The sequence below is a fragment of the Lentzea sp. NPDC036949 genome (assembly GCF_055608075.1).
The window spans coordinates 62,064-86,179 of record NZ_JBVJRA010000017.1 but is presented as its reverse complement, the minus strand read 5'-3'; the positions used below and the strand labels follow the sequence as shown (position 1 = coordinate 86,179).

Below are 24,116 nucleotides of genomic sequence, written 5' to 3'. Positions count from 1 at the left end.
TCAAGAAAACCGGGACTTCTGAACGTTTCTTGCGGATTGACGCCCGTTTGCGACCTGCGCCATGCTCGAACGGCGTGAGAGCGCTCTCCCAATCCTGCTGCGGAGAGGAAAGCTTCAATGAGGAAGCCTTTGTTCCACCTGGCCACGATCCTCGCACTGGCCGCCGGGGTGCTGAGCGTCCCCGGCGCGGCGCAGGGAGCACCGGTGCGCGTCGCCGAGTTCCTCGCGGAGTGCCCGATCAGCCACCGGCTCCCGGACGACCCGATCGTCCTGCCGAACCTGCCCGGTGCCTCCCACTCGCACGACTTCTTCGGCAACCGCTCGACCAACGCCCGCACCACCCAGCAGTCGCTGGAGGGCTCGACGGGCAACTGCAACCCGGCGGCGGACATCTCCTCCTATTGGGTGCCGACGCTCTACCGCGACAACACCGCGATCGCACCGACCGGCGTCACCTTCTACTACCTCGGCGAGGGCGTGAACAACCCGGCGGCGATCCAGCCCATGCCCTACGGGCTGAAGGTCGTCGCGGGCAACGCGAAGGCCACCGGCGACGGCGACAGCAACGCGCGGTGGTCGTGCCTGCACGCCGGGCACGTGAACCCGTCCAAGAACTTCGTCGAATGCCCGTCCGGCACGATGCTGGAGACCTACCTGGACTTCCCGCAGTGCTGGAACGGCCGCGACCTCGACTCGTCCGACCACAAGTCGCACCTGTCGTACCCCGTCGCGGGCGGCTGCCCGTCCTCGCACCCGGTGCCGGTGCCGAAGCTGCGGATGGTGCTGCGCTACCCGGTGAACGGCACCACCTCGGGCCTGCGACTGGCCTCGGGCACCGGACAGACCATGCACGGCGACTTCTTCAACGTCTGGCCGCGTGCCGAGATGGAACGCCGTGTCCGCAACTGCATCAACGTGGTGATCAAATGCGACCACAACGGAAACCACGGGTGATCCTCTGCCTGCTGGCCGGCCTCCTCGCGGGCTGCCAGCAGGCACCTCCCCCCACCCCTGACACCCCGGTGAGCTCGGAAGCGCAGGGCGCGTTCGGCCAGACCGAACGCGCGTTCGTGGAGCTCTCGATCGGGACCAACGAACAGGTGCTGAAGCTGCTGGAGAACGGCGGCCCGGCCGAGATGGTGGCGCACCGCCGTGAGGAGCTGGAACGGTTGCGCGCGGTGCTGGACGTGCCGTACGTGAACAACCACGTCGGGCACGACATGCCGGGCATGCCGACCGACGCGGAGATCCAGCTGGCGGCGACCGACCCGCAGGCGCGTGACCAGTTCGTGCGCGCGCACCTGACGGAGTCGTTGAAGGTCCTGGAGAACGCGCGCGTGGACCTGAAGCACCCGCCGACGGTGGAGATCGTCGAGCTGATGGAACGCCACCGCACGGCGGAGCTGGCCGCCAGGTGAAACGCGTGACGCTGGAGGAGGTGGCGCGCGTCGCCGGGGTGTCGCGCGCCACCGCGTCGAGGGTCGTGAACGGCCTCGGCACGGTCGACGAGGCGCTGCGGCACGCGGTGCAGCGCGCCATCTCCAGCACCGGGTACCTGCCGAACATCGCGGCGCGCTCGCTGGTGACGCGGCGGGCCGACGCGATCGGGCTGGTGCTGCCCGACGAGCACCGGATGCTCGGCGACCCGCACCTGGCGAGCGTCGTGAGCGGCGTGACCCGCGTGGTGCGGCCGCTGGGCATCCACCTGGTGCTCATGATGACCGGGCCGGGGACGCGCGAGCAGGCGGTGAGCGACCTGCGCTGCGGCCGGTTGGACGGGGTGGTCCTCGTGCACACCGACCCGGCGGACCCGGTGCCCGGTCAGCTGATCGCGGCCGGGTTGCCGGTCGTGCTGGCCGGGCGGCCGTGGCAGCCGATGCCGATCACCTACGTCGACGTGGACCAGGCGGCGGGCGGTGCGCTGGCCGGCGAACGGCTGCTGGCGCTCGGCTGCCGGCGCATCGCCACGATCACCGGCCCGCAGGACATGCCCACGGGCCGGGACCGCGTGCGCGGCTTCCTCGACGTCGTGCCGGACGCGGTCGTGGTGCACGGTGACTTCACCAGGGAGTCCGGGATCGCCTCGACCGAGGAGCTGCTCGCCCGCTGCCCCGACGTCGACGGCGTGTTCGCCGGCTCCGACCTGATCGCGACCGGTGCGATCGCGGTCCTGCACCGCCACGGCCGCACGGTGCCCGGTGACGTGGCGGTGGTGGGGTTCGACGACAGCAGCGCGGCGCTGACGTGCGAGCCGGAGCTCACGACCGTCCGCCAGCCGATCGCCGACATGGCGCAGGAGATGGCCCGTCAGCTGCTGCGGCAGATCGCGAACCCCGCCACGCCCGTCACGTCGGTGGTGTTCGCACCCTCGCTCGTCGTGCGGGCGAGCGGCTGACCGCTCACGCGCTCTTGGACCTGACCGGCATGTTCTTGGCGATCAGCCACGTCGCCGCGACCGCCAGCAGCCACGCGACCGCGGACGCGACGTGCCAGCCGGCGCCGAGCAGGCTCATCTCGTTGCGCAGGAACGGGAGCTCGCCGGAGCCGGGTATCCGCACCTTGGCCATGACCGCGAAGGCGATGCCGAACGGCAGTGCGACGAGGCCCGCCGGTCCGGACGTGTCGAACGCCGCGGCGAGGAGCATGCCGACCGCGCACCACACGAGGTACATCAGGAAGTAGGCGTGCGGCAGCCCGCGGTCCCCCGCGGTCCAGTCCATCAGCGCGTAGACGCCGCCCTCGACGGCGAACCCGAGCCACGCGACCGCGGCCATCGCGGCCGCGAACACCACGCTGAACCCGGTCGCGGCGCCCAGCAGCTCCCGGCGGGTGCGGCCGTGCGCGACCGCGACGGGCAGCACGTTGTGGATCACGTGGACGCCGACGAAGAGCACGAACCAGGGCCCGACCTGACCGGCGGCCACCGACCACCCGCTGATCACGACGTCCTTGAAGAGCGACACGGCGAACGTGAGGGCGACGGTGAAGGCGAACACCCCGGCCGCGACGAGCGCGCTGAACCCGGCGAGCGACGTGGCCAGGTGGCGGAAGACCCTCACCGCAGCCCCCCGACCGGTTCGGTGAGGTGCACGAACAGGTCCTGCAACGCGATCGGCCCTAGCTCCAGCCCCAGCCGGCGGGCGTGGACGAGCTGCGCGTCGTCGAGCGTGCCGTAGACCATGACCGACTTGGTGCGCCCCAGCGACTTCTCGCTCAGCACGGTGAGCCCTGCGGTGAACGCGTCGACGTCGTCGGCGGTCCCGGTGACCTCGGTGCCGCGCGAGCGCAGGACGTCGGCCTCCTCCTGGAGCACGAGCCGGCCGTTGTCGATGATCAGGACCTCCTCCAGCAGGGAGGCCAGCTCCTCGATGAGGTGCGTGGAGATGACGATGGTGCGCGGGTGCCGCATGAAGTCCTGCAGCAGCGCGTCGTAGAAGGCGTACCGGGTCGGCGTGTCCATGCCGAGGTGCGACTCGTCGAGCATCGTCAGCGGTGAGCGGCTGGCGAGCCCGATCGTGACGCCGAGCGCGGACCGCTGCCCCAGCGACAGCTCGCCGACCTTGGTCTTGAGCGGCAGCCCGAAGAGCTCGACGAGCTCGCGGGCATAGGTGTCGTCCCACGTCTCGCGCCACGCCTTGCCGTACTCCAGCGCGTGGACGACCTTGTCGCCCTTGTCGGCGGCGTCGGTCGTGTGCCGGACCAGGCAGACGTTCCGCATCGCCCGCGCGTTCTCGAAGACCGGCGCACCGTCGAGCAGCACCGAGCCGACGGGCCTGCGGTAGCCGGCGAGAGCGGACATCAGGCTGGTCTTGCCGGAGCCGTTGCGCCCGAGCAGACCGTAGATCTTGTTGCCGGACAACGAGAAGCTCATGTCGTCCACAGCGGTGATGGTGCCGTAGCGGACCGTTAAACCCCGCACGTCGACCTGCATCACACTTCCCCCCTGTCGTGCTGCTCGATGCGCCGGATGACGTCGGCGAGCGGAATGCCGATGGCGCGCGCCTCGGCGACCATCGGGTCGACCACCTCGCCGAAGAAGGTCTCCCTGCCCTGTGCCCGCAGCATGTCGCGAGCCCGCGTGCTCACGAACATCCCGATCCCCCTCTTCTTGTAGAGCACCTTCTCGTCCACGAGCTGCTGGAACGCCTTGGCCGCGGTGGCCGGGTTGATCCGGTAGTAGGCGGCGTACTGGTTGGTCGACATGACCTGCTCGTCCGCCTTCAGCGCCCCGCTGACCACGTCCGCCTTGATCCGGTCGGCGATCTGCCGGTAGATCGGACTCCGGTCGTCGAACACGACTACTTCCCTGGTTCGTTACTCATGTAATGAACCATAGCACCGCCGAGGCACGCCGGTCACCCGGTCCGACTCATGACTGGGGTGGTGGCCTTCATGTCGATCACCGCGGGCGCGACAGCCGGGCGCCCCGCCTCCACAAGCATCTGCAAGTACCACCAGCTCAACATCAACAGGCACTTTTCTACTACCAACAGCGCTTCCAGCCGCCCGCGAACCCCAGTCCTGGTTCGGCGAGCGGCGAACATGTTGGTGGTGGTCAGCGGCGATTTGATCAAGTGTTGGTGGTACTTGCAGATGCCGGAAGAGCAGGAGGGGGAGAGGGGCTAGCGGATTGAGAGGGGGCGCATGTCGGTCCAGTTCTCCTCGACGTAGGCCAGGCACGCCTCGCGGCTCTCCTCGCCGAAGACCTTCGTCCACCCGGCGGGCACCTCCGCGAACACCGGCCACAGCGAGTGCTGCTGCTCCTCGTTCACCAGCACGAAGAATCGGCCCTGCGGGTCCTCGAACGGGTTGGTCATGGCGTTGGTCCTCTCCGGTTCCACTGACGAGTTAGGTCACCCTAACTCACGGGCGCGGCCACCTTCGCCACAGCGTCCTGCCCGACCGCGGGCACGGCCTGCGTCCGCCGCAGGATCGAGTCGAGGATCTCCCCCGCCCGCACCGCGGTGTTGGACAGCAGCGACGACGTGATGCCGTGCGTGTGCTCGGTGCCGCCCTGCAGGTAGATCCCGCCCGTGACGCCGGCGTCGGTGACCACCCGGTAGTCCCTGGTGACCTTCAGCCGCCCGAGCTCGTCCCGCTCGCACCGGTCACCGAGCTCCCCCAGCACCCGCACGGGGTCCGCCGGCCGGTACCCGGTCGCGTAGACGATCACGTCGGCGTCGACCGGCACGCGCACGCCGTCGGCCAGCGACTCGATCACGCACCGGCCGTCCGCGGTCACGTCCGTGAGCCGCGAGGTGTTGTGCAGCACCAGCCTCTGGCGGCCCAGCACCTTCTCCCGGTACACCCGCCGGTACAGCTCCTCGATGAGGTCTTGGTCCACGACGCCGTAGTTGGTGTTGGCGTGGTAGCCCATCAGCTTCTTCTTCACGCCCTCCGGCGCGCGGTAGAAGTCGTCCACCGCCGCGGGGTCGAAGATCCGGTTGGCGAACGGGCTGTCGTCCGCCGGGCTGTACCCGTACCGCGCGAACACCCCGTGCACCTCGGCACCGGGGAACCGGTCGTGGAAGAACGCCACGGTCTCCGCCGCGCTCTGCCCCGCCCCGACCACGACGACGCGCCGCGGGTCCTCCAGCTCACCGACGCGGTGCAGCAGGTCGCGGTTGTGCCAGATCCGCTCCCCCGCCTCGACCCCCTCCGGCAGGTTCACCTCCAGCCCGGTCGCGAGCACGAGGTTGCGCGTGCGCGTGACCTGGCCTTTCGCGACGAGCTCGAACCCCTCGGCGCACGGTCGGACGTCGGTGACCTCGCTGCCGTACGACACCTGGTGCGCGACCCGTTCCGCCGCCCACTCGAAGTAGTCGTGGAACTCCTTGCGCAGCGGGAAGAGGTTCTTGTGGTTGACGAAGTCGACCAGCCGCCCGCGTTCCCGGAGGTAGCACAGGAAGCTGAACCCGCTCGTCGGATTCCGCAGCGTCACCAGGTCCTTGAGGAACGACACCTGCATCGTCGCGTCGTCGAGCAGCATGCCCCGGTGCCACCCGAACGCCGCCTGCTTCTCGAAGAACCGCGCCAGCACCGGCCGCTCGTGCTCCTGCACCGCGATGGCGAGCGCGAGGTTGGACGGCCCGAAGCCGATCCCGGCCAGGTCTGTCACCGGTTCCATCGCGCGGTCCTCCCGTGGCCGGATCCCTGTGCGTCGCGGTTCTCGCACGCAAAGTGACCCTAACCTAACTAAGGCACGCCTTAGCTAGTGCTTTCGGACGTGATCTGCACCGCCCGGAGCTCCGCGATCAGGTCCCGGAACCACAGCGCGCTCTGCTTGAGCGTCCGCTCCTGGGTCTCGTAGTCGACCCGCACGATCCCGAACCGCTTTTCGTACCCGTAGGCCCACTCGAAGTTGTCCATCAGCGACCACGCGAAGTAGCCGCGCAAGTCCGCACCGCCCCTGACCGCCTCGGCGACGGCGGCGATGTGCGTGCGGAAGTACTCGACCCGGTCGGCGTCGTCGACGAACCCGGACGGGTCGGCGGAGTCCTCGAACGCCGCGCCGTTCTCGGTGATCGCCATCGGCACCCCGTAGTCGCGGTGCAGCCGCAGGAGCAGCTCGGTGAACCGCTCCGGCACGATCTCCCAGCCCATGTGCGTCACCGGCCGCCCGGTCGGCACCACCTCGGGTGCGGCGGGGTCGTCGGTCGCCTTCACGACATGCGACGAGTAGTAGTTCACGCCGACCACGTCCAGCGGCGTCGAGATGACCTCCAGGTCGCCCTCGTGCACGGGCAGCGCGGCGCCGCGGGCGGCGATGTCGGCCAGCACGTCCTCGGGATACCGCCCGTGCACCAGCGGGTCCAGGTAGATGCGGGTGCCCAGGCCGTCGGCGCGGCGGGCGGCGTCCACGTCGCGCGGGTCGGCGGAGGCCGGGGTGGAGACGCCCAGGTTCAGCGTGATGCCGAGGTCGGTCACGCCGCGCGAGCGCAACGACCGCGCCGCGAGGCCGTGGCCCAGCAGCAGGTGGTGCACGGCGCGCATCGCGTCGGCGAAGTCCGTGCGACCGGGTGCGTGCCGGCCCACGTCGTAGCCGAGCATCGCCGAGCACCACGGCTCGTTCAGGGTCGTCCACGTGGAGACGCGGTCGCCCAGTGCGTCGTGCACCAGCTCCGCGTACTGGGCGAAGCGGTGGGCGGTGTCGCGTTCCGGCCACCCGCCCGCGTCCTCCAGCTCCTGCGGCAGGTCCCAGTGGTAGAGCGTCAGCCACGGTGCGACGCCCGCCTCCAGCAACGTGTCCACCAGGCGCGAGTAGAAGTCCATCCCCGCGGGGTTCACCGGGCCGCGACCGCCCGGCTGCACGCGCGGCCACGACACCGAGAAGCGGTACCGGTCGACGCCGAGCGAGGCGATCATCGCCACGTCGGCGGGCATGCGGTAGTAGTGGTCGCACGCCACGTCACCGTTCTCGCCGTTCACGACAGCGCCGGGCCGGCGGCAATATGTGTCCCAAATGGACGGTGTACGGCCGTCCTCGTCGTGTGCGCCCTCGATCTGGTACGCGGACGTCGCGACGCCCCAGTAGAAGTCGGCGGGCAGACCGGCGAGCTCAGACATGGACCTCCTCCAACCAGCACGCCACGCGGCGGCGCTCGTCCACGGCGGTCAGCCGCGGCATCTCGGCGCTGCACACGTCGAGCGCGGACGGGCAGCGCGGGTGGAACGGGCAGCCGGACGGCATCGACCTGAGGTCCGGCGGGGAGCCGGGGATGCCGCGCAGCTCGCGGCGCGGACCGCGCAGGGCCGGGAACGAGCCGAGCAGGCCCTGCGAGTACGGGTGGCGTGCGGCGCGGTAGATCTCCGCCGCCGGTGCCTCCTCGACCACGCGGCCGCCGTACATGATCGCGATGCGGTCGGAGAACTCGACGAGCAGCGAGATGTCGTGCGTGATGAAGATGATCGAGAAGCCCAGCGTCTCGCGCAGCCGCATCATCTGGCCGAGGATCTGCCGCTGCACCACCACGTCCAGCGCGGTCGTCGGCTCGTCCATGATGACGACCTCGGGTTCCAGCGCGAGCGCCATCGCGATCATCACGCGCTGGCGCATGCCACCGGAGAGCTGGTGCGGGTAGGCGGTCAGCCGGTCGGCGGGGATGCCCACGAGCGACAGGAGCTCACGGCCGCGAGCGGTCCGCGCGGACCGGTCCATCGAGGGCCGGTGCGTGCGCAGCACGTCGTCGAGCTGCGCGCCGACCGAGATGACCGGGTTCAGTGCGTTCATGGCGCCCTGGAACACGATCGCGATCTCGTTCCAGCGCAGCTCCCGCAGCTGCCGGTCGGTGAGCGCCAGCAGGTCGTGGCCCTTGAACCACACCTCGCCCGACGGCACCCGGCCGGGTGGTTGCAGCAGCCGGGTCGCGGCGTAGGCCAGGGTCGACTTGCCGGACCCCGACTCGCCGGCGAGGCCCAGCACCTCACCGGCGTTCAGGGTCAGCGAGACGTCGTGCACGGCCCGCAACGAGCCGTAGTCGACCGAGAGGTCGCGGATCTCCAGGACCGGGCTCATGCGCGCACCTTCCGCAGGCGGGGATTCGCGTACTCGTCGATCCCGAAGTTGATGAGTGCCAGCGCCGTGCCGAGCAGTGCGATGCACAGGCCGGCGGGGACGAACCACCACCACGCGCCCAGACCGAGCGCCTGGTTCGACTGCGCCCAGAACAGGACCGTGCCCCAGTTCCAGGTCGACAGCGAGACGACGCCGACGAACGACAGCGTGATCTGCAGCATCACGGCGAAGATCACGGTGCCGACGAAGCCGGAGGCGATGACGGCCGTGAGGTTCGGCAGGACCTCGAACACGATGATCCGCCAGGTCCGCTCACCGGACGCGCGGGCGGCTTCCACGAAGTCCCTGCGGCGCAACGACATCGTCTGCGCCCGCAGCACCCGCGCACCCCACGCCCACGCGGTCAGCGAGATCACCGCCGCGATCAGCACGGTGTCCGCCGACGGCAGCATCGACGCCACGATGATGATCAGCGGCAGCGCCGGGATCACCAGGAAGACGTTGGACAGCATGGACAACGCCTCGTCGGCGGCGCCACCGAGGAACCCGGCGGTCACACCGACCACGATGGACAGGATCGTCGCGAGCACACCGCAGACGAGCCCGACGACCATCACGCCGCGGGTGCCGACGAGCACCTGCGAGAAGATGTCCTGCCCGGTCATCGTCGTGCCGAACCAGTGCGCGGCCGACGGCGGCGACAGCAGGTCGTTGCCCATCTCCGACGGGTCGTACGGCGCGATCCACTCGCCGACCACGGCGATCACCGCGAAGAACGCGAGGATGCCCAGTCCCAGGCGGGTCTTGAAGTTCATCTCGGCTCAGCCCTCCCGCCGGGTGCGCGGGTCGAGCAGCAGGTAGCCGACGTCCGCCAGCAGGTTCGCCACCAGCACCGCCAGGGTGATCACCAGGAACACGCCCTGCATCAACGGGTAGTCCTTCGCACCGATGCCCTGGAACAGCACGTAGCCGAGTCCCGGGTAGGAGAACACCATCTCGACCAGCAGCGCGCCGCCGACGATGAACCCGAGCGACAGCGCGAAGCCCGAGATCGACGGCAGGACGGCGTTGCGCGCCGCGTAGGCGAACATGATCCGCCGCTGCGACAGCCCCTTGGCCCGCGCGACCAGGACGTAGTCCTCGGCCGACACGGTGACCATCATGTTGCGCATCCCCAGGACCCAGCCGGCGACCGACGACACGACGATCGTGATGCCGGGCAGCACGGCGTGCTCCAGCACGCTTCCGACGAACTCCCACGACCACTCCGGCACGAGCCCCGCCGCGTAGCCGCCGGAGGCGGGCAGCAGCGGGAACGTCACCGAGAACACCGAGATCGCGATCAGCCCGAGCCAGAAGTACGGGATGGACGACAGGAACGTCGTCACCGGGATCAGCGAGTCGAGCCACGACCCGCGCTTCCAGCCCGCGTACACCCCGGCCAGGGTGCCGAGCACGAACGCGATGACCGTGGTGACGCCGACCAGCCCGAGCGTCCACGGCAGCGACTGCGACAGCACGTCGGCCACCGGCGTGGGGAAGAACGTGAACGACAGCCCGAGGTCACCGCGCAGCAGCGCGCCCCAGTAGTCGACGTACTGCTCCCACAGCGACTTCTTCTCGTCCAGCCCGAACAGGACGTACAGCGAGGCCATCGCGTCGCTGTTCAGCCGGCCGCCGAGCTTGGTGATCATCGCCTGCACCGGGTCGCCGGGCAGCAGCCGGGGCAGCAGGAAGTTCGCCGTGATCGCCGCCCACAGCGTGACCAGGTAGAACACGGCACGGCGCAGCAGGAACGTCATGCCGCCGCCTCCACGTACAGCCAGCAGGCCGCCCAGTGCCCGCGGGAGTCGACGTCCACCCGCGGTGGCGCGTCGGTCCAGCACCGGGCCTGCACCTTCGGGCAGCGCGCGGCGAACTGGCACCCCGCGGAGACCTCGGCGACGTCCTCGGCGGGCGCGTCGAGTGCGACGACGGCCCGGTCGGGGTCGGGCGCCGACTCGATCAGCAGCTGCGTGTACGGGTGCGCGGGCCGCTGCGTGACCGTCTCGCTGTCGCCGCCCTCGACGAGCTGCCCGCCGTACATCACGAACGTCTCGTCGGCGAAGTACCGCGCCGACGCGATGTCGTGCGTGATGTAGAGGATGGCCAGCTTGAGCCGTTCCTTGAGGTCCAGCAACAGGTTCAGCACCCCGAGCCGGATGGAGACGTCCAGCATGGACACCGGTTCGTCCGCGAGCAGCACCTCGGGGCTGGCGGCCAGCGCCCGCGCGATGGCGACGCGCTGGCGCTGGCCCCCCGACAGCTCGTGCGGGTACCGCGAGAGGAAGTCAGCGGGCAGGTGCACCCGCTCCATCAGCTCCTCCGGCGTCTCGGTCCGCTTGTGGATCTTCAGCGGCCGGACGAGGTGGTAGCGGATGGTGTGGACCGGGTTGAGCGAGGCGAACGGGTCCTGGAACACCATCTGCACCGAACGCCGGTACTCCCGGACCCGCCGCACCTGCCTGCCGTCCAGCAGGATCTCGCCGGACGTGGGTTCCACCAGCCGCGCCAGCAGCTTCGCCACCGTCGACTTGCCCGACCCCGACTCACCGACGAGGGCGGTCACGCGCCCACGGCGCAGGACGAGGGAAACGTCCTGCACCGCGCGCACGCGCTTGTAGGTCTTGACCAGACCCCGTGCTTCCAGCGCGACTTCCTGAGTCATGACGCCGGCTGCAACTTCATGACGATCTGCAGGGCGTTGGGCAGCGTGGCCTGCGGCGGACCGTACGGGTCCTCCTCGGACGGCCAGCCGACCCAGCTCTTCGTGCTGTACTCCGCACCGATCGGACCGGCCGAGGTCGGGATCATCGGCACCTGCTCCACCATGATCTTCTGCAGCGTCGCCAGGCTCTTGGCACGGGCCGCGTCGTCCGTGGCGTTCGCGTACTCGGCCAGCGCGGCCGTGGCGTCGGGGTTGTTGTACCGCCCGAAGTTCACCGCGGCGGTCTGGCCCAGCGCCTTGAGCTCCGCGCCGTCCATGATGTTCTGGTACATCTCGTACGGCGTCGCGCCGGTGTTCGTCCACCGCAGCGAGCCCTGGAACTGGCCGTTCGCGAAGTCGGTGGTCCAGGCGTCCGCGGTCTGCGTGCGGACGGTCGCCTCGATGCCGATCTTCTTCAGGTCGCTCTTGATGATGTCGAGCACGGTCAGGTAGTCCGACCAGCCGGACGGGTTGGTGAGCTCGATCGTGACCGGCTTGCCACCGGGCGCCTTGAGCACGCCGCCGTCCAGCGTGAACCCGGCGGACGTGAGCTTCTGCTTGGCCTTGTCCACGTTGATCTCGAACCGGGCGTCCTTGTACTCCGGCGCGAGGAACGAGTCACCGGCGGGCAGCGGCATGCCGGTGGGCGACTCCAGCTTCGGGAACAGCCGCGCCTCACCGCGGACGAAGATCGCCTCGCGGTCGATCACGTCGCTCATCGCCGAGCGCAGCGCGGCGTTGTCGAACGGCGCCACGGTGTGGTTCAGCCACAGGCCGTGGATGCCGAGACCGGCAGGGAACCACAGCTTGTGGTTCTTCGGGTCCTTGTCGACGTAGAGCTTCTGGTAGTCCGGGATGAAGACGTACGACCACTGGCTCGCGCCCGAGGCCAGCGCCGTGGTCTGCGCGGTGTTGTCGTTGTAGGAGGTGTACTGGATCTGCGGGACCTTGGGCAGTTCCTGCCAGTACTCGGCGCGCCGCTCGATCGTGACGGTCTGCGAGGTGAACGACTTCAGCTTGTACGGGCCGGTGCCGACGGGGTCGGGGTTGGTGTAGGTCGTCGGGTCGGCGATCGTGCTCCAGATGTGCTGGGGCACGACCATCGCGCTGATGACCTTGTTGCGGGTCACGAACTGCGGGGTCGCGAACGTGACCTCGACCTTGCCGTCCGGCGTCGCCGTCGCGGTCTCGACCTTGAGCGAGTCGCGGTTGTTGAGCGCAGGGAACTTCTTCAGGATCTCGAACGAGAAGGCGACGTCGGCGGCCGTGAACGGCTTGCCGTCGGACCACTTCACGTTCTCCCGGAGCGTGAAGGAGACCTTCTTGTAGTTGTCGGTCCAGTCCCACTTGGTCGCGAGCCACGGCACGGGCTCCTGGGCCGGGCGCGTGTTGTTCACGAACGCCAGCGGCTCGTAGATCTGGTAGCGGTAGCCGAGCGAACCCGCCGCCGACGTGGGCAGGAACGGGTTGTGGTTCTCGGTCAGCGGCCCGTTGGGCATGCCCACCGTCAGTACTCCGGACGCCTTGGTGGTGCTGCCACCGGAGGAACACCCGGCCGCCGCGAGCGCCAGTGCCAGCGCGACGATGACTGTTCTGCGCATGGGGACTCTCCCGATACGAATGATGTGAGAGCGCTCTCTCACAGGCAGGCCGAAGACACCGGTCGCGTGCGGTGACCGGTGGGTTCGGTATTCGGATTTGTGTTCGCGTGCTTTTCTAGGGCGCGGATTCGCGCACGATCAACGAAGTCGGCAGCACCAGCGGGTGGTCGGGCATCGGCTGTCCTTCGAGCGTGGAGAGCAGCATCCGCGCGGCGGCGGCGCCCATCTCCTGGCCGGGCTGGCGGATCGTCGTCAGCCGGGGTTCGGTGTGGCCGGCGACCGGGACGTCGTCGAAGCCGACCACGGCCACGTCGTCCGGCACGACCCGGCCCGCCTCGCGCAACGCCCGCAGCACGCCGACCGCCGAGAGGTCGTTGTGCGCGAAGATCGCGTCGAACGGGATGCCGCTCGCGAGGAGCTTGTCGACGGCGACCTCGCCGCCCTCGGTGGTGAAGTCGCCGTCGACGATGAGGTCCGGGTGCAGCGTCAGGCCCGCTTCCGCCAAAGCGAGCCGGAACCCGTCCAGCCTCGCCTGGGTGCACCCGAAGTGCGGGGGCCCGGTGACGACGGCGAACCTGCGGCGGCCCGCCGCGACGAGGTGCCGTGCGACATCCGCGCCTCCCTGCCGGTTCGTCGTCGTCACCGAGGGGAACTCCGGGTGCGAGCCGCGGTCGTCGATCATGACGACGGGCAGCCCGGCCCGGTAGAGCGTGGAGATGTAGTGCAGCGTGTCCGGCGGCTCGACCACGAGCAGGCCGTCGAAGGCGTTGGCGGACACGTGGTTCGCGAACTGGTTCAGCGACTCCGGCCCGCGGTTGATCGTGTAGAGCAGCAGCCCGTAGCCGTCGGCCTCCAGGGTGTCGACGATGCCCTGCAGCACCTCGCCCATCCACGGCCAGGTCAGCGACGGCGCGAGCATGCCGACCGTGCGGGTGCGGCCCCGCGCCAGCCCGACCGCACGGGCGCTGGGCACGTAGCCGATCTCGTCGATGACCTTGCGGACGCGCTGCGCGGTGGAGGCGTCCACGTCGGGCTTGCCGTTCAGCACACGTGACACGGTCGCCTTGGACACCTGGGCGCGTTGGGCGACCTCAGCGATCGTGACACGCATGCCGAACTTCCTTCCGCCGCCTCTGGAACCGGTTCCGTAACCGGTTCCGCCGAGGTGTGACGCAGTCAACAGCCTCACGTGAGGATTAGTCAATAGTTCAGACGGAAGTTCGTGAGAGCGTTTCCACGCTCTCCGTGATCACCGCAGGTGACACTCCCGTCGCGTGGACGGAACCGGGACGTCCCGGTCTGCGCAATGCGTGCGGCAGCAACATTTTCCGGACGAATTCCGTTACGTCGAACGGCCCAGCAGCACGCCTCCGGATCATCGTGCACAATCGACGTCATGGGGGTTGTGACGGCGGTCAGCCGCAGCGAGGAGTACACGTTCACCAAGCCCGTCCGCGAGAGCATCACGCTCCTCGCCGGCCTTGGTGTCGAGGGCGACGTGCACCAGGGCGTGACGGTCAAGCACCGCTCGCGCGTCGCGCAGGACCCGACGCAGCCGAACCTGCGCCAGGTGCACCTCATGCACGAGGAGCTGTTCGACGAGCTGCGCGCCAAGGGTTACGCCATCGAGCCGGGCGCGATCGGCGAGAACGTCACCACCCGCGGCATCGACCTGCTCGGCCTGCCCACCGGCACGCTGCTCCACCTCGGGTCGGAGGCGGTCGTCGAGGTGACCGGCCTGCGCAACCCGTGCGTGCAGATCGACCGGTTCTCCACGGGGATGCTCAAGGAGGTCGTCGGCAAGGGCCCCGGCGGGAAGCTGGTCCGGCGCGCGGGGATCATGTCCGTGGTGCTGACCGGTGGCGTCGTGCGGCCGGGCGACGAGATCCGGGTCGAGCTGCCGGCGGAGCCGCACCGGCCGCTGGAGAAGGTCTGACCTGGTCCGTTTTCACCCGAACGAGCCAGTACCTTGTTTTGAAATCAACGCTTAGCGTCCCTGGCCATGACCGCGATCTACTCCACCGCGTACAGCCGGGACCTGGGTGACGAGCTCCGCCTCATACGGGAGTCGTCGACGTCGATGCACGGCCGCGCCATGGCGGCACGGCTCGGCTGGGACCCGAGCAAGGTGTCCAACATCGAGCACGGCAAGGCGCACGCCAGCGAGATCGACATCGTCCAGTTCCTCAGCACGTGCGGCAAGGACATCGACTTCATCGAGGCATTCCGGCAGCGCTACCGGCACGCCTTCGACCCGTACCTCGCGCAGATGCCCGAGAACCTGCGCACGCTCGCGATGACCGAGTCGCTGGCGACGAAGATCACCAGCTACGAGCCGATGATGCCACCGGGTCTCTTCCAGACGCGGAGGTACGCGCAGGCGCTGCTCGAAGAGGGCGGGATCGAGGAGCCGGAGGACGTGCGGAGGTACCTCGAAGCGCGCATGGAGCGGCAGAGCCTGCTGAGGCGCCACGACCGGCCGGAGTGCGTGTTCTACGTGCACGAGCTCGCGCTGCAGGTCAGGCTGGGCGACGACCAGCTCATGGAGGACCAGTACCTCCACCTGATGTTCAACACCCACCTGGTTCGGCTGGTGCCCGCGCACGTCCGCGCCGCGGCCCCCCAGTCGAAGTGCACGCTGTACGAGTTCGACAAGGCGCCCCCGATCGTGTTCAGCGAGACCGACATGGCCCAGGTGTTCGCGCAGGAGGCAGGCGCGGTGCAGCGGGCGAGGCGGCTCTTCCGGCGTCTGGAGGCGGTTGCCTTGGATGCGGAACAATCGAAGACCAGGCTGGCGGAGTACGTCAGCGGACTTCGAGAGGATTCCGATGCCCCAGGAACGGAACTGGCGTAAGAGCAGCCGCAGCACCGCGAACGGTTCTGGCGACTGCGTCGAGGTCGCCCTGTCGCAGGACGCGCTGGTGCGGGACTCCAAGAACGCGGACGGCGAGGTGCTGGCGTTCTCCACGACCGCGTGGCGTTCGCTGGTCGGCTGGATCGCCTAGGCGTCACCGAGGTGGCCGTCGAGGATCACCGAGATCGTCCTCGGTGCCTCGACGACGGCCAAGTGCGCGGCGTCGCCGACGACGTAGAGGTCGGAGTTCGGCAGGTCCTCCGCGATCTGCCGCGCGCACTCCGGCGGCGTCTCCTGGTCGCGTGCCGCGGCGATCACCACGGTCGGAGCGTCGATCTTCGCGAGCTCCGGCCGCAGGTCCGCGTCCCGGACGGCCCGCGCGCACGCGAGGTAGGAGGCGGTGTCGACCGCCAGCAGGTCCGTGCGGAAGCGCGTGACGGCGGCCGGGGAGAACGCCGGCGTGAACCAGCGCGAGACGACCGCGTCGGCGACCGCTGCCAGGCCCGACGAGCGGACGGCGCTGATCCGCTCGTCCCAGCCGGACTTGTCGGGCTGCCACGCGGACGTGCACACGAGCGCTAATCGGTCGATCCGGTCGGTGTTGGCGGCGAGCCACATGCCGAGCATGCCGCCGAGCGACACGCCGCAGTAGTGCACCCGGCGCAGCCCGAGGTGGTCCAGCAGCTCGACCACCCCGGACGCGAGCGACTCGACCGTGGCGTGCTCGGCGGGTGCGCTGCCGCCGTGGCCGGGGAGGTCGAAGCGCAGCAGCCGGAACGGGAGCGGGAAGTCGTTCCACAGGGCGGTGGTGGTGCCGGGAGCGTTGCCGAGGACCAGCACCGGGGCGTCCTCCTGGCCGCTCAGCGTGAAGTGCGGAATCATGCCCTCGCCTCCTCTTCGCCGGGATGATGCGCCGGTCCGCCGGCCTGCCGCAACCCCGCTCCACTTCGGACGTTCCACCGGTCGGGCGCCGCCGTCCGCGTGACGGGAGGTACCCGTGGGCCGGTGGTCGAGAACAGGACGCGCAAGTCCGCGCCGCCCGTCCCGCACGGTGGGCCGCCGTCTGCCGAAACCACCGGGCTGGCCCCCGCCGAAACGGTGTTACGGGTAGCAGAATGAAGCGTTGCCCACGCCACCGAAGCCCTCAGGTTGCTGATGAACTCCATTGCTCCGTTCGCACACGAGGCCCTGTTCTACCGGGATGAGGACGAGTTCCTCGTCAGCACGGCCAGATTCGTGGCGGACGGGGTCGACAGCGGCGAGCCGGTGCTGGTGGCCGTGCCGGAGCGCAAGATCGCGCTGTTGCGGGCGCGGCTGGGTGAGCGGGCCGACCAGGTGCACTTCATCGACATGACCGAGGCGGGCCGCAACCCCGGCCGGATCATCCCCGGTGTGCTGATGGCGTTCAGCGCGTCGGCGCCGCAGCGCCGCGTCCGGATGGTCGGCGAGCCGATGTGGCCGGGTCGCAGCGACCTCGAATATCCGGCGTGCATCCAGCACGAGGCGCTCGTCAACACGGCGTTCGAAGGGCGCCAGGGCGTCATTTTGTGCCCGTACAACGCCGGTTCGCTGCCGGAGCACGTGCTGGCGGACGCGCGCAGGACGCATCCGGTGGTGATCGACGGGTCGCGGCGGGTCGCGTCCGAGTCGTACACGGACCCGGCGGGGCTGTCGGAGGTCTACAACGTGCCACTGCCGCCGCCGCCCGCGACGGCCGAGGAGCACGCGTTCTCCGTCGGGACGCTGGCGCACGTGCGCAAGCTCGTGTCCACGTACGCGCAGTGGTTGCGCCGCGAACAGGTTGACGACCTGGTGCTCGCGGTGAACGAGCTGGCCACGAACAGCATCCTGCACGCGTCCGGGCGGGGCGTGCTGCGGTTCTGGCGCGAGGGCGACACGGCGGTGTGCGAGGTGAGCGACTCCGGAACCGGCTTCCCACCGTCGTTCACGGGCCTGTCGGGCTTCGGGATCGTGATGGTGAACCTGCTGTGTGACCTGGTTCGCACTCACACGAGTCACAGCGGCACCACCGTTCGGGTGTACTTGGGGCGGTAGGGAGTCGCCGCCATCTCATCGCAATGCGCAGGACACGCGGACCTGTTTTCCTTGCACACCTATGACCGACCACCTCTCCCCCCTCGACGTCGCCTTCCTCGCCATGGAGGGCAACAGCAATCCGCTGCACCTCGGCGCGGTGGCCACGTTCACGCCCACTAACCTCGTGCACCCGGCGCGCATCGCCGCCGTGCTCTGCGAACGCGCCGCGGAAGTCCCCCGCCTGCGCGCTCGCGCCCGCACCGGCCTGCTCGGCGGCGCGCGCTGGGTGGAGGATCCCGGTTTCGCGGCTGAAGATCACGTGTTCACGCACCACGTTCGTGGCCGCGACCGCTTCGCCACGCTGATCTCGCACCTGATGGCCCAGCCGCTCGACCTGGCGCGCCCGCCGTGGGAGCTGCACGTGGTCACGGGCCTGGCCGGCGGCCGGTTCGCGGTGTTCGCGAAGCTGCACCACTCGTTGTGCGACGGCATGAAGGCGGTCGGCCTGGGCCTGCGCCTGTTCGACGCGTCCCGACTGTCCATTCCGGATGCCGCGGAGCCGGCGCCGCGCCCGCTGCTCCCGTCGCTGCCGTCGTTGCGGGGCATCAGGGACACCCTGGACATCGCGTCCGCCGTGCTGCAGAACACCCGCCCGCCGACGCTGAACTCGCCGGTGCTCACCTCGTCCACGCGCCCGCGCCGGGTGGTCATGTCGCGTGTGGACCTCGCCGACGTGCACCGCATCCGCCGCGCGCACGGCGGCACGGTGAACGACGTGCTGCTGGCCCTGGTGACCGGTGCGCTGCGCCACTGGCTGACCGCGCACGACGCGGCCGGCCCGACCGCCGCGGTGCGCGCGCTGATCCCGGTGAACCAGCGCACGCGCTCCGGCGACGGCGCGGCCGGCAACTCGATCTCCGGTTTCCTGGTGTCCCTGCCGGTCGGCGAACCGGACCCGCTGGAACGCCTGCGCTCGGTGCGCACCCAGATGGAGTCCGCCAAGGCCGCCGGCCCCGACCGCGGCGCAGGCGCCCTCCCGTTGCTCGCCGACAAGGTCCCGGCCCTGCTCCACCGCCTGGCCGCCCCGGTAGCCGCGCGCTGCGCACCCCTGCTGTTCGACACGCTGGTCACCTCGGTCCCCCTGCCGTCCGTGCCGCTGTCGCTGGACGGCGCCGCACTGGCCGAGATGTACCCGGTCGCACCCGTCGCCCCAGGTCACGCGGTCGGGGTGGCGCTGTCGGTGTACCGGTCGTCGGTGCACGTCTGCCTGCACACGAACCAGTCGTGGATGTCGGACCCGCAGTGGCTCGACGGGGTGCTGCGGCGCGAGCTGGCGGCGTTGAGCGGAACCCGTTCGCTGGTGGGCTCGGTGCGCTGAGGTCTCACCCGACCGGGTGAAGCTCGTCCGGATTCACGCTTGGGTCCGTCTGGTAGATGTCCGAAACAGACCACCTCGCGCGCCCCGCAAAACGGAAACGCGGGAAGGAGGGCCCACGGGAGTTTGCTCCGACGAGGACACGGGCAGCCCACGCCCATGAGCAACACCCTGGTCCTCGACGTGGACGGAACCCTGGTCGACACCAACTACCACCACACCGTGGCGTGGCTGCGCGCGTTCCGCAGCCTCGACCTGACTGTGCCGGCCTGGCGCGTGCACCGCGCGATCGGCATGGGCGGCGACCGCATGGTGGCCGCGGTGGCCGGCGACCACGTGGAAGAACAGCACGGCGACACCCTCCGCACGACCTGGGAACGCTACTTCGACGAGCTGATCGACGAGATCCAGCCCTTCGAAGGCGCCCACCGCCTGATCCACGCCGCCACCGACATGGGCCTGTCCGTCGTGCTGGCGAGCTCCGGCAAGAGCAAGCACATCGAGCACTACCTGAAACTCCTCGACCCCGGCGACGTCGCCTGGACCACCTCCGACGACGCCGACGCCAGCAAGCCGGCCCCCGACCTCATCCAGATCGCCCTCCGCAAGGTGAAGGGCGACCGCGCGGTGATGATCGGCGACTCGGTCTGGGACTGCGAAGCCGCCCGCCGCGCGGGCCTGCCGTCCATCGGCATGCTGACGGGTGGGGTGAGCGAGGACGAGCTGATCGACAGCGGGGCGTCGGCGGTGTACCCGGACCTGGACACGGTTCGCGGGGAGCTGGCGGATCTGCCGTTCGGGGAGGTGGGCGAGTCGGCCAGCTGATGGGCTGGGTGGCGAGTGGCGGCTGAGCCGGGGCGGCTGGGGTGGAGCTGCGGCGACCGTTGGGGTGCGCCGAATGCCGCGGCGGCTGTTGAAGCGAACAGAGCCGAGCCACTCCGAGCCAGAACCGTGCCAAGCGCGACCAGCTGACGCCCTAAGGCTTCTGCCCCTGCGTGGGCCGGGGCTTCGAAGTGGTCGCCGCCCGCTCCTTGCTCCGCCGAGTCGTGTCCGTCTCCTCCGCCACGACGACCTCACTGGTGGGCACGACGTCCGTGGTGGTCACCTCAGGCGGCACCACCCCGGGCGCCGAAGACCCGCTCGGCCCCGCACTCCCCGACTGCCCGGTGGGACGGACCACCCCGGGTTGGCCGGATTCCGCCGTGTGCACCACGGTCACCGTCGACGCTGAAACGGTCACGACCTGCGTGGACGGGTCCGATGCCACCTGCGGTGCCGCCGGGGCGTTGTCGCCGCCACCGGCCAGCGCGAACACCACGGCCGCGACACCGACGGCCCCGACGGCGAACGCGGCGGCGGTCAGGGCCCAGCGGCGGGAGCGGGTGGGTGGGGTGGGGGTGTCGTGGGCGGCCACCGGTGCGGTGGGCAGGAGGGCGGGTACGCCGCGGCTGGCCTTGTGGGCGGCTTCCAGTGCGGTGCGGCACTCGGCCGCGGTGGGGCGGCGGGACGGGTCGGAGGCGGTCATCGCCGTCAGCAGCGAGATCCAGGACACCGGCAGGTCGACGGGGACGCGGGGTGGGCGGGCGAGGCGGGCGAGGGCGGCCTCCGCGTCGCCGCCGGGGTACTCGGCGCGGCCGGTCAGGCATTCGAGCAGGACCAGGCCGAGGGAGTAGATGTCGGCCTTCGGGCCCACCTCGGCGCCGCGGACCTGTTCGGGGGCCAGGTAGCCGGCGGTGCCGACGAGGATGCCGGAGGAGGTGACCCTGGTGAGCTCCGGCAGGAGAGCCAGGCCGAAGTCGGCGAGGTAGGCCTGCTTCTCGGCATCGTCGAGGAGGATGTTCGACGGCTTCACGTCGCGGTGCACGACGCCGAGGCCGTGGACGTGGTCGAGGACCGCCGCGACCTGGCCGCCGATGCGGGCGATGAGGCGCGGGGGCAGGGGTTCGCGCATGCGCTGACGCAGGGTGCCGCCGGAGATCTCGCGCATCACGAAGTACGGGCGGCGGGCGACCTTGCCGGAGCTGTACACGGGGATGATGCCGGGGCACTCGACGGAGGCGAGCATCGTCGCCTCGCGCTGCAGGCGGATCTCGTCGTCGGGCAGGCCGGGGCCGGAGAACACCTTGATGGCGACCGAGCTCGTGGTCGAGCGGTCGTAGGCGCGGTAGACCTCGGCCATGCCGCCGGAACCGAGCAGCGAACCGACGACGAAGCGGTCGTCGATCACCGACCCGGTCAGGTCGCCGTCCCACGGCTCGTTCATGCGCCTCCGCTCATCGCGCAGCAACCTAACCGGTCGCGTGGAATCCCGGCTACCCGGTCACCGTGAAGATCAACCGGGTGGCGGACGGCCCGTGTGCCGTCCCACCAGCTCCTCATCGGTTCAGGCGGGGCCGGCGTAACTGAGCGGGACCTGAAGAAAATTCCACGTGCACCGGATGCCGCAACGCCTTGATGGGCCGATCGGGTGACGTCACTCGAAGCGCAGCTGGTGGCCGACGTCCGCCGTCACCAGGCAGCCGGACATCGACCGCCACAGCCGCACGAGCCGGGACCGCAGGTCGCTGCCGCCGCTCAGCGCCTGGGCGACGAGCTGCGCGCCGAGCAGCTCCGCGACCATCTGCTCGGCGGCGTGCCGGATGTTCACGTCGGCCCTGAGCTCGCCGCGTTCCTGGGCCAGCGACAGCACCTCGCGCACCACCGCGACCCAGCCGACGACCTGGGCGGCGGCTGCGATGTCGAAGAACACGGCCTCCCGCAACAGCTTCGCGCTCACCCGCACGCCGAGGTCGGTCTCCAGCCTGCGGACGAACTCGAACGACATCAGCACCAGCGCCTGCACCGGTGACTTCTCCGCGTCCAGGTACTCGTCGCGCAGCCGGTGCCACAGCAGGGACTGCTCCTCGACCAGGGCGACGCCGAGCGCCTCCTTCGAGCGGAAGTGGCAGTACAGCGCGCCTTTCGACACATCCGCCCTGGAGCACACGTCGGTCAGGCTGGAGCCGGCGAAACCGTCGCGGTCGAACACCTCGGCCGCGGCGGCCAGGAGCTTGGCGCGGGTACGTGCGGACTGCTCACGCCTGCTGTTCATGCCCCGGTCCGCGCGGCGGCACCGGTCGCGGTCGCGACGGCGAGGGTGTCGGGCATGTGCCAGTACTGCTCGATCTCCCCCAGGTGCACGGAGAGGACCGCGGCGAACTGCGCCAGCACCCGCTCGCCCGTCGCGAGCACCCGCCAGCGCGCCCTGCCGAACACGGCCGCGTCGCCTCCGTCGACGACGACCTGCCGCACCGCGAGCTGTTCCAGGTCGAACGTGGCGAACAGCGTCAGGAAGTGGGACTCGACCTCTCGCCGGGTGCGCGCGCCGAGGGCCCACCGGACGCCGTTCGGGTCGGCCGCCTCCCATTCCACGGTCGGTGCGCACAACCGCGCGATGCCGGAGGCGTCCTGTGCCGCGAGGCGCGCGAGGAACACCTGCACCACTTCGACCGTCGAGAGCATTTTTCCTACCTTGTCATCCAGGTCATTGCCTCGGCAACGATGCCCATGGCGGTCACACTACTGAGGGGTGCGGAATCCGAGTGCGCACACCCCATTGGCCCAGCTCAGTTCGGCCGAACATCCGATCGGTTGATTCCTGCGGTACGCGAACGTTCAACGACCGGCGGTATCACCGCAATGCACGGACCGAACTCCCGCGCTTTGCGGCAGTCTGGACGCACACCGGCATCTCACCGAAACGGAGCAGAACCGTGCTCAAGGCAGTCCGTGCAGCCCACGAGCACCAGGAGACCCCGCCGATTACCGCCTTGATTCCGCGGGCGCGGCGAGAGCAGGGCCTGACCCAGCGCGAACTGGCGGACCTGTTGTGCGAGATCTCACAGAACGACAGCGTGACCCGCGAAGAAGTGTCGAGGTGGGAACGCGGGAAGCGCATTCCCGGGCCCTACTGGCGCGCGTGGATCAGCGCCGCCCTCGACGTGCCGCACGACGAGGTCGACCGGGCAGCGCTGCTCGAACGGGAGTCGCGCAGGGCCAGGGCAGAGGACCACCCCGGTTAGCGGGAGCGGGTGGACGGCAGGGGTCCACCCGCCCGCGGGAGGGGCGGCGCCCGGTGGCCGTCACGGGCGCCGCCCCTCCGCAGGCCCTCGAAAGAAAGTCTTCGGCCCTTCTCCGGGATTTGTACTACTCGCGAGTAGCACGATTGGCGGTATGCCGGGGCCTTTCCCGGTGAAGGTGAACAGGATCGCACTCGGGTGAATACTTCGCCGTTGTCGGCAGCGCGTTCAGCGGTACGGTGCCGAGCGCACACCGGCAGCGACTCGCGTGACACCGGCTACAACGCCACGAGCTTCGGCTTCCACATTCTCTCTCTGGGCGAGAACGAGCTCTGAGCTGTCTTCACAGACTCCTTTCGAGTCCGAACGAGTGAGCCGGAGCCGATCCAGCGGCAAGACCGGTGGGAATTGTCCCGGCCCACTCTTCGAAAGGACAGCACGCGGCGCCCGTTATTCGGCGGCGAAGTGCACTTGGACGTCCTCCACGAACCGACCGAGCAGCCGGCCGAAGGTCTCCTGGTCCTCGGTGGACCAGTCGGCGATCGCGTCGGCGAACGACCCGAGCACCGCCTCCAGGTACCGCCCGGCCGCCGCGTCACCCGGCTCGGTCAGCTCGACGAGCCGCGCCCTCTGGTCGCCGGGGTCGGTGACGCGGCGGACCAGACCCGCGCGTTCCAGGTCGTGCAGGTGCCTCGTGACGTGCGGACCGGCGACCTGCATCCGCGTGGCGATCTCCCCGACCCGCAGCGGCTGACCGGCCATGCGCAGGGTGATCAGCACGGTCAGGCCCGGCCGGTCGAGCGGTATGCCGACGCGTTCCACGGCCCTCTCGACCAGGCGGCTCCGGTTGAGCACGGTGCCCAGGCGCAGGAGGTGCGGCAGCATCGCCGCGGGGTTCAGGCCCTCACCCACAACTTACCTACCTAACTT

Annotated in this window: 28 protein-coding genes; 10 read left to right on the top strand and 18 right to left on the bottom strand. The window is 69.9% G+C overall.

The window, feature by feature from the left end; genetic code table 11:
• Window positions 1–117 precede the first annotated feature (117 nt).
• The 3 genes from ACZ7CD_RS34845 to ACZ7CD_RS34835 are packed head-to-tail and all read left to right on the top strand — an operon-like array spanning window position 118 to window position 2,395.
• Window positions 118–954, top strand: coding sequence for a DUF1996 domain-containing protein (locus ACZ7CD_RS34845; protein WP_360396215.1), 837 nt, complete (start codon window positions 118–120; stop codon window positions 952–954).
• Window positions 951–1,418, top strand: coding sequence for a hypothetical protein (locus ACZ7CD_RS34840; RefSeq protein ID WP_458431287.1), 468 nt, complete (start codon window positions 951–953; stop codon window positions 1,416–1,418). Before ACZ7CD_RS34845 ends, ACZ7CD_RS34840 begins: the two co-directional genes overlap by 4 nt.
• A 5-nt stretch (window positions 1,419–1,423) precedes the next feature.
• Window positions 1,424–2,395 (top strand): LacI family DNA-binding transcriptional regulator, encoded by a 972-nt coding sequence (locus tag ACZ7CD_RS34835; RefSeq protein ID WP_360396212.1) that lies wholly within the window; start codon window positions 1,424–1,426, stop codon window positions 2,393–2,395.
• A gap of 4 nt (window positions 2,396–2,399) precedes the next feature.
• On the opposite strand, the gene ACZ7CD_RS34830 is transcribed toward ACZ7CD_RS34835, so the two are convergent.
• The 13 genes from ACZ7CD_RS34830 to ACZ7CD_RS34770 all read right to left on the bottom strand — a co-directional run bounded on the left by ACZ7CD_RS34830 (window position 2,400) and on the right by ACZ7CD_RS34770 (window position 13,973).
• Window positions 2,400–3,059, bottom strand: a complete 660-nt coding sequence (locus ACZ7CD_RS34830; RefSeq protein WP_470371244.1) for a hypothetical protein — start codon at window positions 3,057–3,059, stop codon at window positions 2,400–2,402.
• Window positions 3,056–3,931, bottom strand: a complete 876-nt coding sequence (locus ACZ7CD_RS34825) for an ATP-binding cassette domain-containing protein (protein ID WP_470374771.1) — start codon at window positions 3,929–3,931, stop codon at window positions 3,056–3,058. The genes ACZ7CD_RS34830 and ACZ7CD_RS34825 overlap by 4 nt, the downstream gene beginning before the upstream one ends.
• Window positions 3,931–4,296: a GntR family transcriptional regulator gene (locus ACZ7CD_RS34820; protein ID WP_458431283.1), complete on the bottom strand. Its 366-nt coding sequence runs from the start codon at window positions 4,294–4,296 to the stop codon at window positions 3,931–3,933. The genes ACZ7CD_RS34825 and ACZ7CD_RS34820 overlap by 1 nt, the downstream gene beginning before the upstream one ends.
• Window positions 4,297–4,355: 59 nt before the next feature.
• Window positions 4,356–4,574 carry a hypothetical protein gene (locus ACZ7CD_RS34815; RefSeq protein WP_470380573.1) on the bottom strand — a complete coding sequence of 73 codons (219 nt, stop codon included), beginning with the start codon at window positions 4,572–4,574 and terminating at the stop codon, window positions 4,356–4,358.
• 48 nt (window positions 4,575–4,622) lie between these two features.
• A complete protein-coding gene (locus tag ACZ7CD_RS34810) occupies window positions 4,623–4,817 on the bottom strand; it encodes an MbtH family protein (protein ID WP_458431281.1) in 195 nt (64 codons plus the stop codon).
• A gap of 41 nt (window positions 4,818–4,858) precedes the next feature.
• Window positions 4,859–6,127 carry a lysine N(6)-hydroxylase/L-ornithine N(5)-oxygenase family protein gene (locus tag ACZ7CD_RS34805; protein ID WP_470371247.1) on the bottom strand — a complete coding sequence of 423 codons (1,269 nt, stop codon included), beginning with the start codon at window positions 6,125–6,127 and terminating at the stop codon, window positions 4,859–4,861.
• 80 nt (window positions 6,128–6,207) lie between these two features.
• Window positions 6,208–7,566, bottom strand: coding sequence for a GH1 family beta-glucosidase (locus tag ACZ7CD_RS34800; RefSeq protein WP_470380572.1), 1,359 nt, complete (start codon window positions 7,564–7,566; stop codon window positions 6,208–6,210).
• Entirely contained in the window at window positions 7,559–8,515 is a 957-nt protein-coding gene (locus ACZ7CD_RS34795) for an ABC transporter ATP-binding protein (RefSeq protein ID WP_360396200.1), read from the bottom strand. The genes ACZ7CD_RS34800 and ACZ7CD_RS34795 overlap by 8 nt, the downstream gene beginning before the upstream one ends.
• A complete protein-coding gene (locus ACZ7CD_RS34790) occupies window positions 8,512–9,330 on the bottom strand; it encodes an ABC transporter permease (protein WP_360396198.1) in 819 nt (272 codons plus the stop codon). Before ACZ7CD_RS34790 ends, ACZ7CD_RS34795 begins: the two co-directional genes overlap by 4 nt.
• Window positions 9,331–9,336: 6 nt before the next feature.
• Window positions 9,337–10,317, bottom strand: coding sequence for an ABC transporter permease (locus tag ACZ7CD_RS34785; protein WP_360396197.1), 981 nt, complete (start codon window positions 10,315–10,317; stop codon window positions 9,337–9,339).
• On the bottom strand, window positions 10,314–11,222 hold the full coding sequence (locus ACZ7CD_RS34780; RefSeq protein ID WP_458431274.1) for an ABC transporter ATP-binding protein: 909 nt from the start codon (window positions 11,220–11,222) through the stop codon (window positions 10,314–10,316). Before ACZ7CD_RS34780 ends, ACZ7CD_RS34785 begins: the two co-directional genes overlap by 4 nt.
• Entirely contained in the window at window positions 11,219–12,862 is a 1,644-nt protein-coding gene (locus ACZ7CD_RS34775) for an ABC transporter substrate-binding protein (protein ID WP_470374767.1), read from the bottom strand. The genes ACZ7CD_RS34780 and ACZ7CD_RS34775 overlap by 4 nt, the downstream gene beginning before the upstream one ends.
• Before the next feature lie 115 nt (window positions 12,863–12,977).
• Window positions 12,978–13,973 (bottom strand): LacI family DNA-binding transcriptional regulator, encoded by a 996-nt coding sequence (locus ACZ7CD_RS34770; RefSeq protein WP_360396193.1) that lies wholly within the window; start codon window positions 13,971–13,973, stop codon window positions 12,978–12,980.
• A 285-nt stretch (window positions 13,974–14,258) separates the two neighbouring features.
• On the opposite strand from ACZ7CD_RS34770, the gene ACZ7CD_RS34765 reads away from it, so the two are divergent.
• The 3 genes from ACZ7CD_RS34765 to ACZ7CD_RS34755 all read left to right on the top strand — a co-directional run bounded on the left by ACZ7CD_RS34765 (window position 14,259) and on the right by ACZ7CD_RS34755 (window position 15,867).
• The gene (locus ACZ7CD_RS34765) at window positions 14,259–14,798 is read left to right on the top strand and encodes an MOSC domain-containing protein (protein ID WP_470380571.1); all 540 of its coding nucleotides are present in this window, start codon (window positions 14,259–14,261) and stop codon (window positions 14,796–14,798) included.
• Window positions 14,799–14,864: 66 nt separating this feature from the next.
• Window positions 14,865–15,716 (top strand): helix-turn-helix domain-containing protein, encoded by an 852-nt coding sequence (locus ACZ7CD_RS34760; RefSeq protein ID WP_360396190.1) that lies wholly within the window; start codon window positions 14,865–14,867, stop codon window positions 15,714–15,716.
• Entirely contained in the window at window positions 15,691–15,867 is a 177-nt protein-coding gene (locus ACZ7CD_RS34755) for a DUF397 domain-containing protein (RefSeq protein WP_470380570.1), read from the top strand. Before ACZ7CD_RS34760 ends, ACZ7CD_RS34755 begins: the two co-directional genes overlap by 26 nt.
• Here ACZ7CD_RS34755 and ACZ7CD_RS34750 read toward each other — a convergent pair.
• Entirely contained in the window at window positions 15,864–16,598 is a 735-nt protein-coding gene (locus ACZ7CD_RS34750; protein WP_470380569.1) for an alpha/beta fold hydrolase, read from the bottom strand. The genes ACZ7CD_RS34755 and ACZ7CD_RS34750 overlap by 4 nt on opposite strands.
• 273 nt (window positions 16,599–16,871) lie before the next feature.
• Between ACZ7CD_RS34750 and ACZ7CD_RS34745 the strand changes: the two genes are divergently transcribed.
• The 3 genes from ACZ7CD_RS34745 (at window position 16,872) to ACZ7CD_RS34735 (ending at window position 19,953) form a co-directional block, all read left to right on the top strand.
• Window positions 16,872–17,771 (top strand): anti-sigma factor RsbA family regulatory protein, encoded by a 900-nt coding sequence (locus ACZ7CD_RS34745; RefSeq protein WP_470380568.1) that lies wholly within the window; start codon window positions 16,872–16,874, stop codon window positions 17,769–17,771.
• A 61-nt stretch (window positions 17,772–17,832) separates the two neighbouring features.
• Entirely contained in the window at window positions 17,833–19,131 is a 1,299-nt protein-coding gene (locus tag ACZ7CD_RS34740) for a wax ester/triacylglycerol synthase family O-acyltransferase (RefSeq protein ID WP_458431268.1), read from the top strand.
• Window positions 19,132–19,287: 156 nt separating this feature from the next.
• Entirely contained in the window at window positions 19,288–19,953 is a 666-nt protein-coding gene (locus tag ACZ7CD_RS34735) for an HAD family hydrolase (RefSeq protein WP_360396181.1), read from the top strand.
• A 151-nt stretch (window positions 19,954–20,104) separates the two neighbouring features.
• Here the strand turns inward: ACZ7CD_RS34735 and ACZ7CD_RS34730 are convergent, their stop codons facing one another.
• The 3 genes from ACZ7CD_RS34730 to ACZ7CD_RS34720 form a co-directional block, all read right to left on the bottom strand.
• Complete coding sequence (locus ACZ7CD_RS34730) at window positions 20,105–21,391, bottom strand: serine/threonine-protein kinase (RefSeq protein WP_470380567.1); 1,287 nt, start codon at window positions 21,389–21,391, stop codon at window positions 20,105–20,107.
• A gap of 210 nt (window positions 21,392–21,601) precedes the next feature.
• Window positions 21,602–22,219, bottom strand: coding sequence for a ScbR family autoregulator-binding transcription factor (locus tag ACZ7CD_RS34725; protein ID WP_360396178.1), 618 nt, complete (start codon window positions 22,217–22,219; stop codon window positions 21,602–21,604).
• A complete protein-coding gene (locus ACZ7CD_RS34720; RefSeq protein WP_360396176.1) occupies window positions 22,216–22,629 on the bottom strand; it encodes a nuclear transport factor 2 family protein in 414 nt (137 codons plus the stop codon). Before ACZ7CD_RS34720 ends, ACZ7CD_RS34725 begins: the two co-directional genes overlap by 4 nt.
• Before the next feature lie 251 nt (window positions 22,630–22,880).
• On the opposite strand from ACZ7CD_RS34720, the gene ACZ7CD_RS34715 reads away from it, so the two are divergent.
• On the top strand, window positions 22,881–23,189 hold the full coding sequence (locus ACZ7CD_RS34715) for a helix-turn-helix transcriptional regulator (protein ID WP_360396174.1): 309 nt from the start codon (window positions 22,881–22,883) through the stop codon (window positions 23,187–23,189).
• 447 nt (window positions 23,190–23,636) lie between these two features.
• Here the strand turns inward: ACZ7CD_RS34715 and ACZ7CD_RS34710 are convergent, their stop codons facing one another.
• Entirely contained in the window at window positions 23,637–24,098 is a 462-nt protein-coding gene (locus tag ACZ7CD_RS34710; protein ID WP_470380566.1) for a MarR family winged helix-turn-helix transcriptional regulator, read from the bottom strand.
• Between the last annotated feature and the right edge of the window lie 18 nt (window positions 24,099–24,116).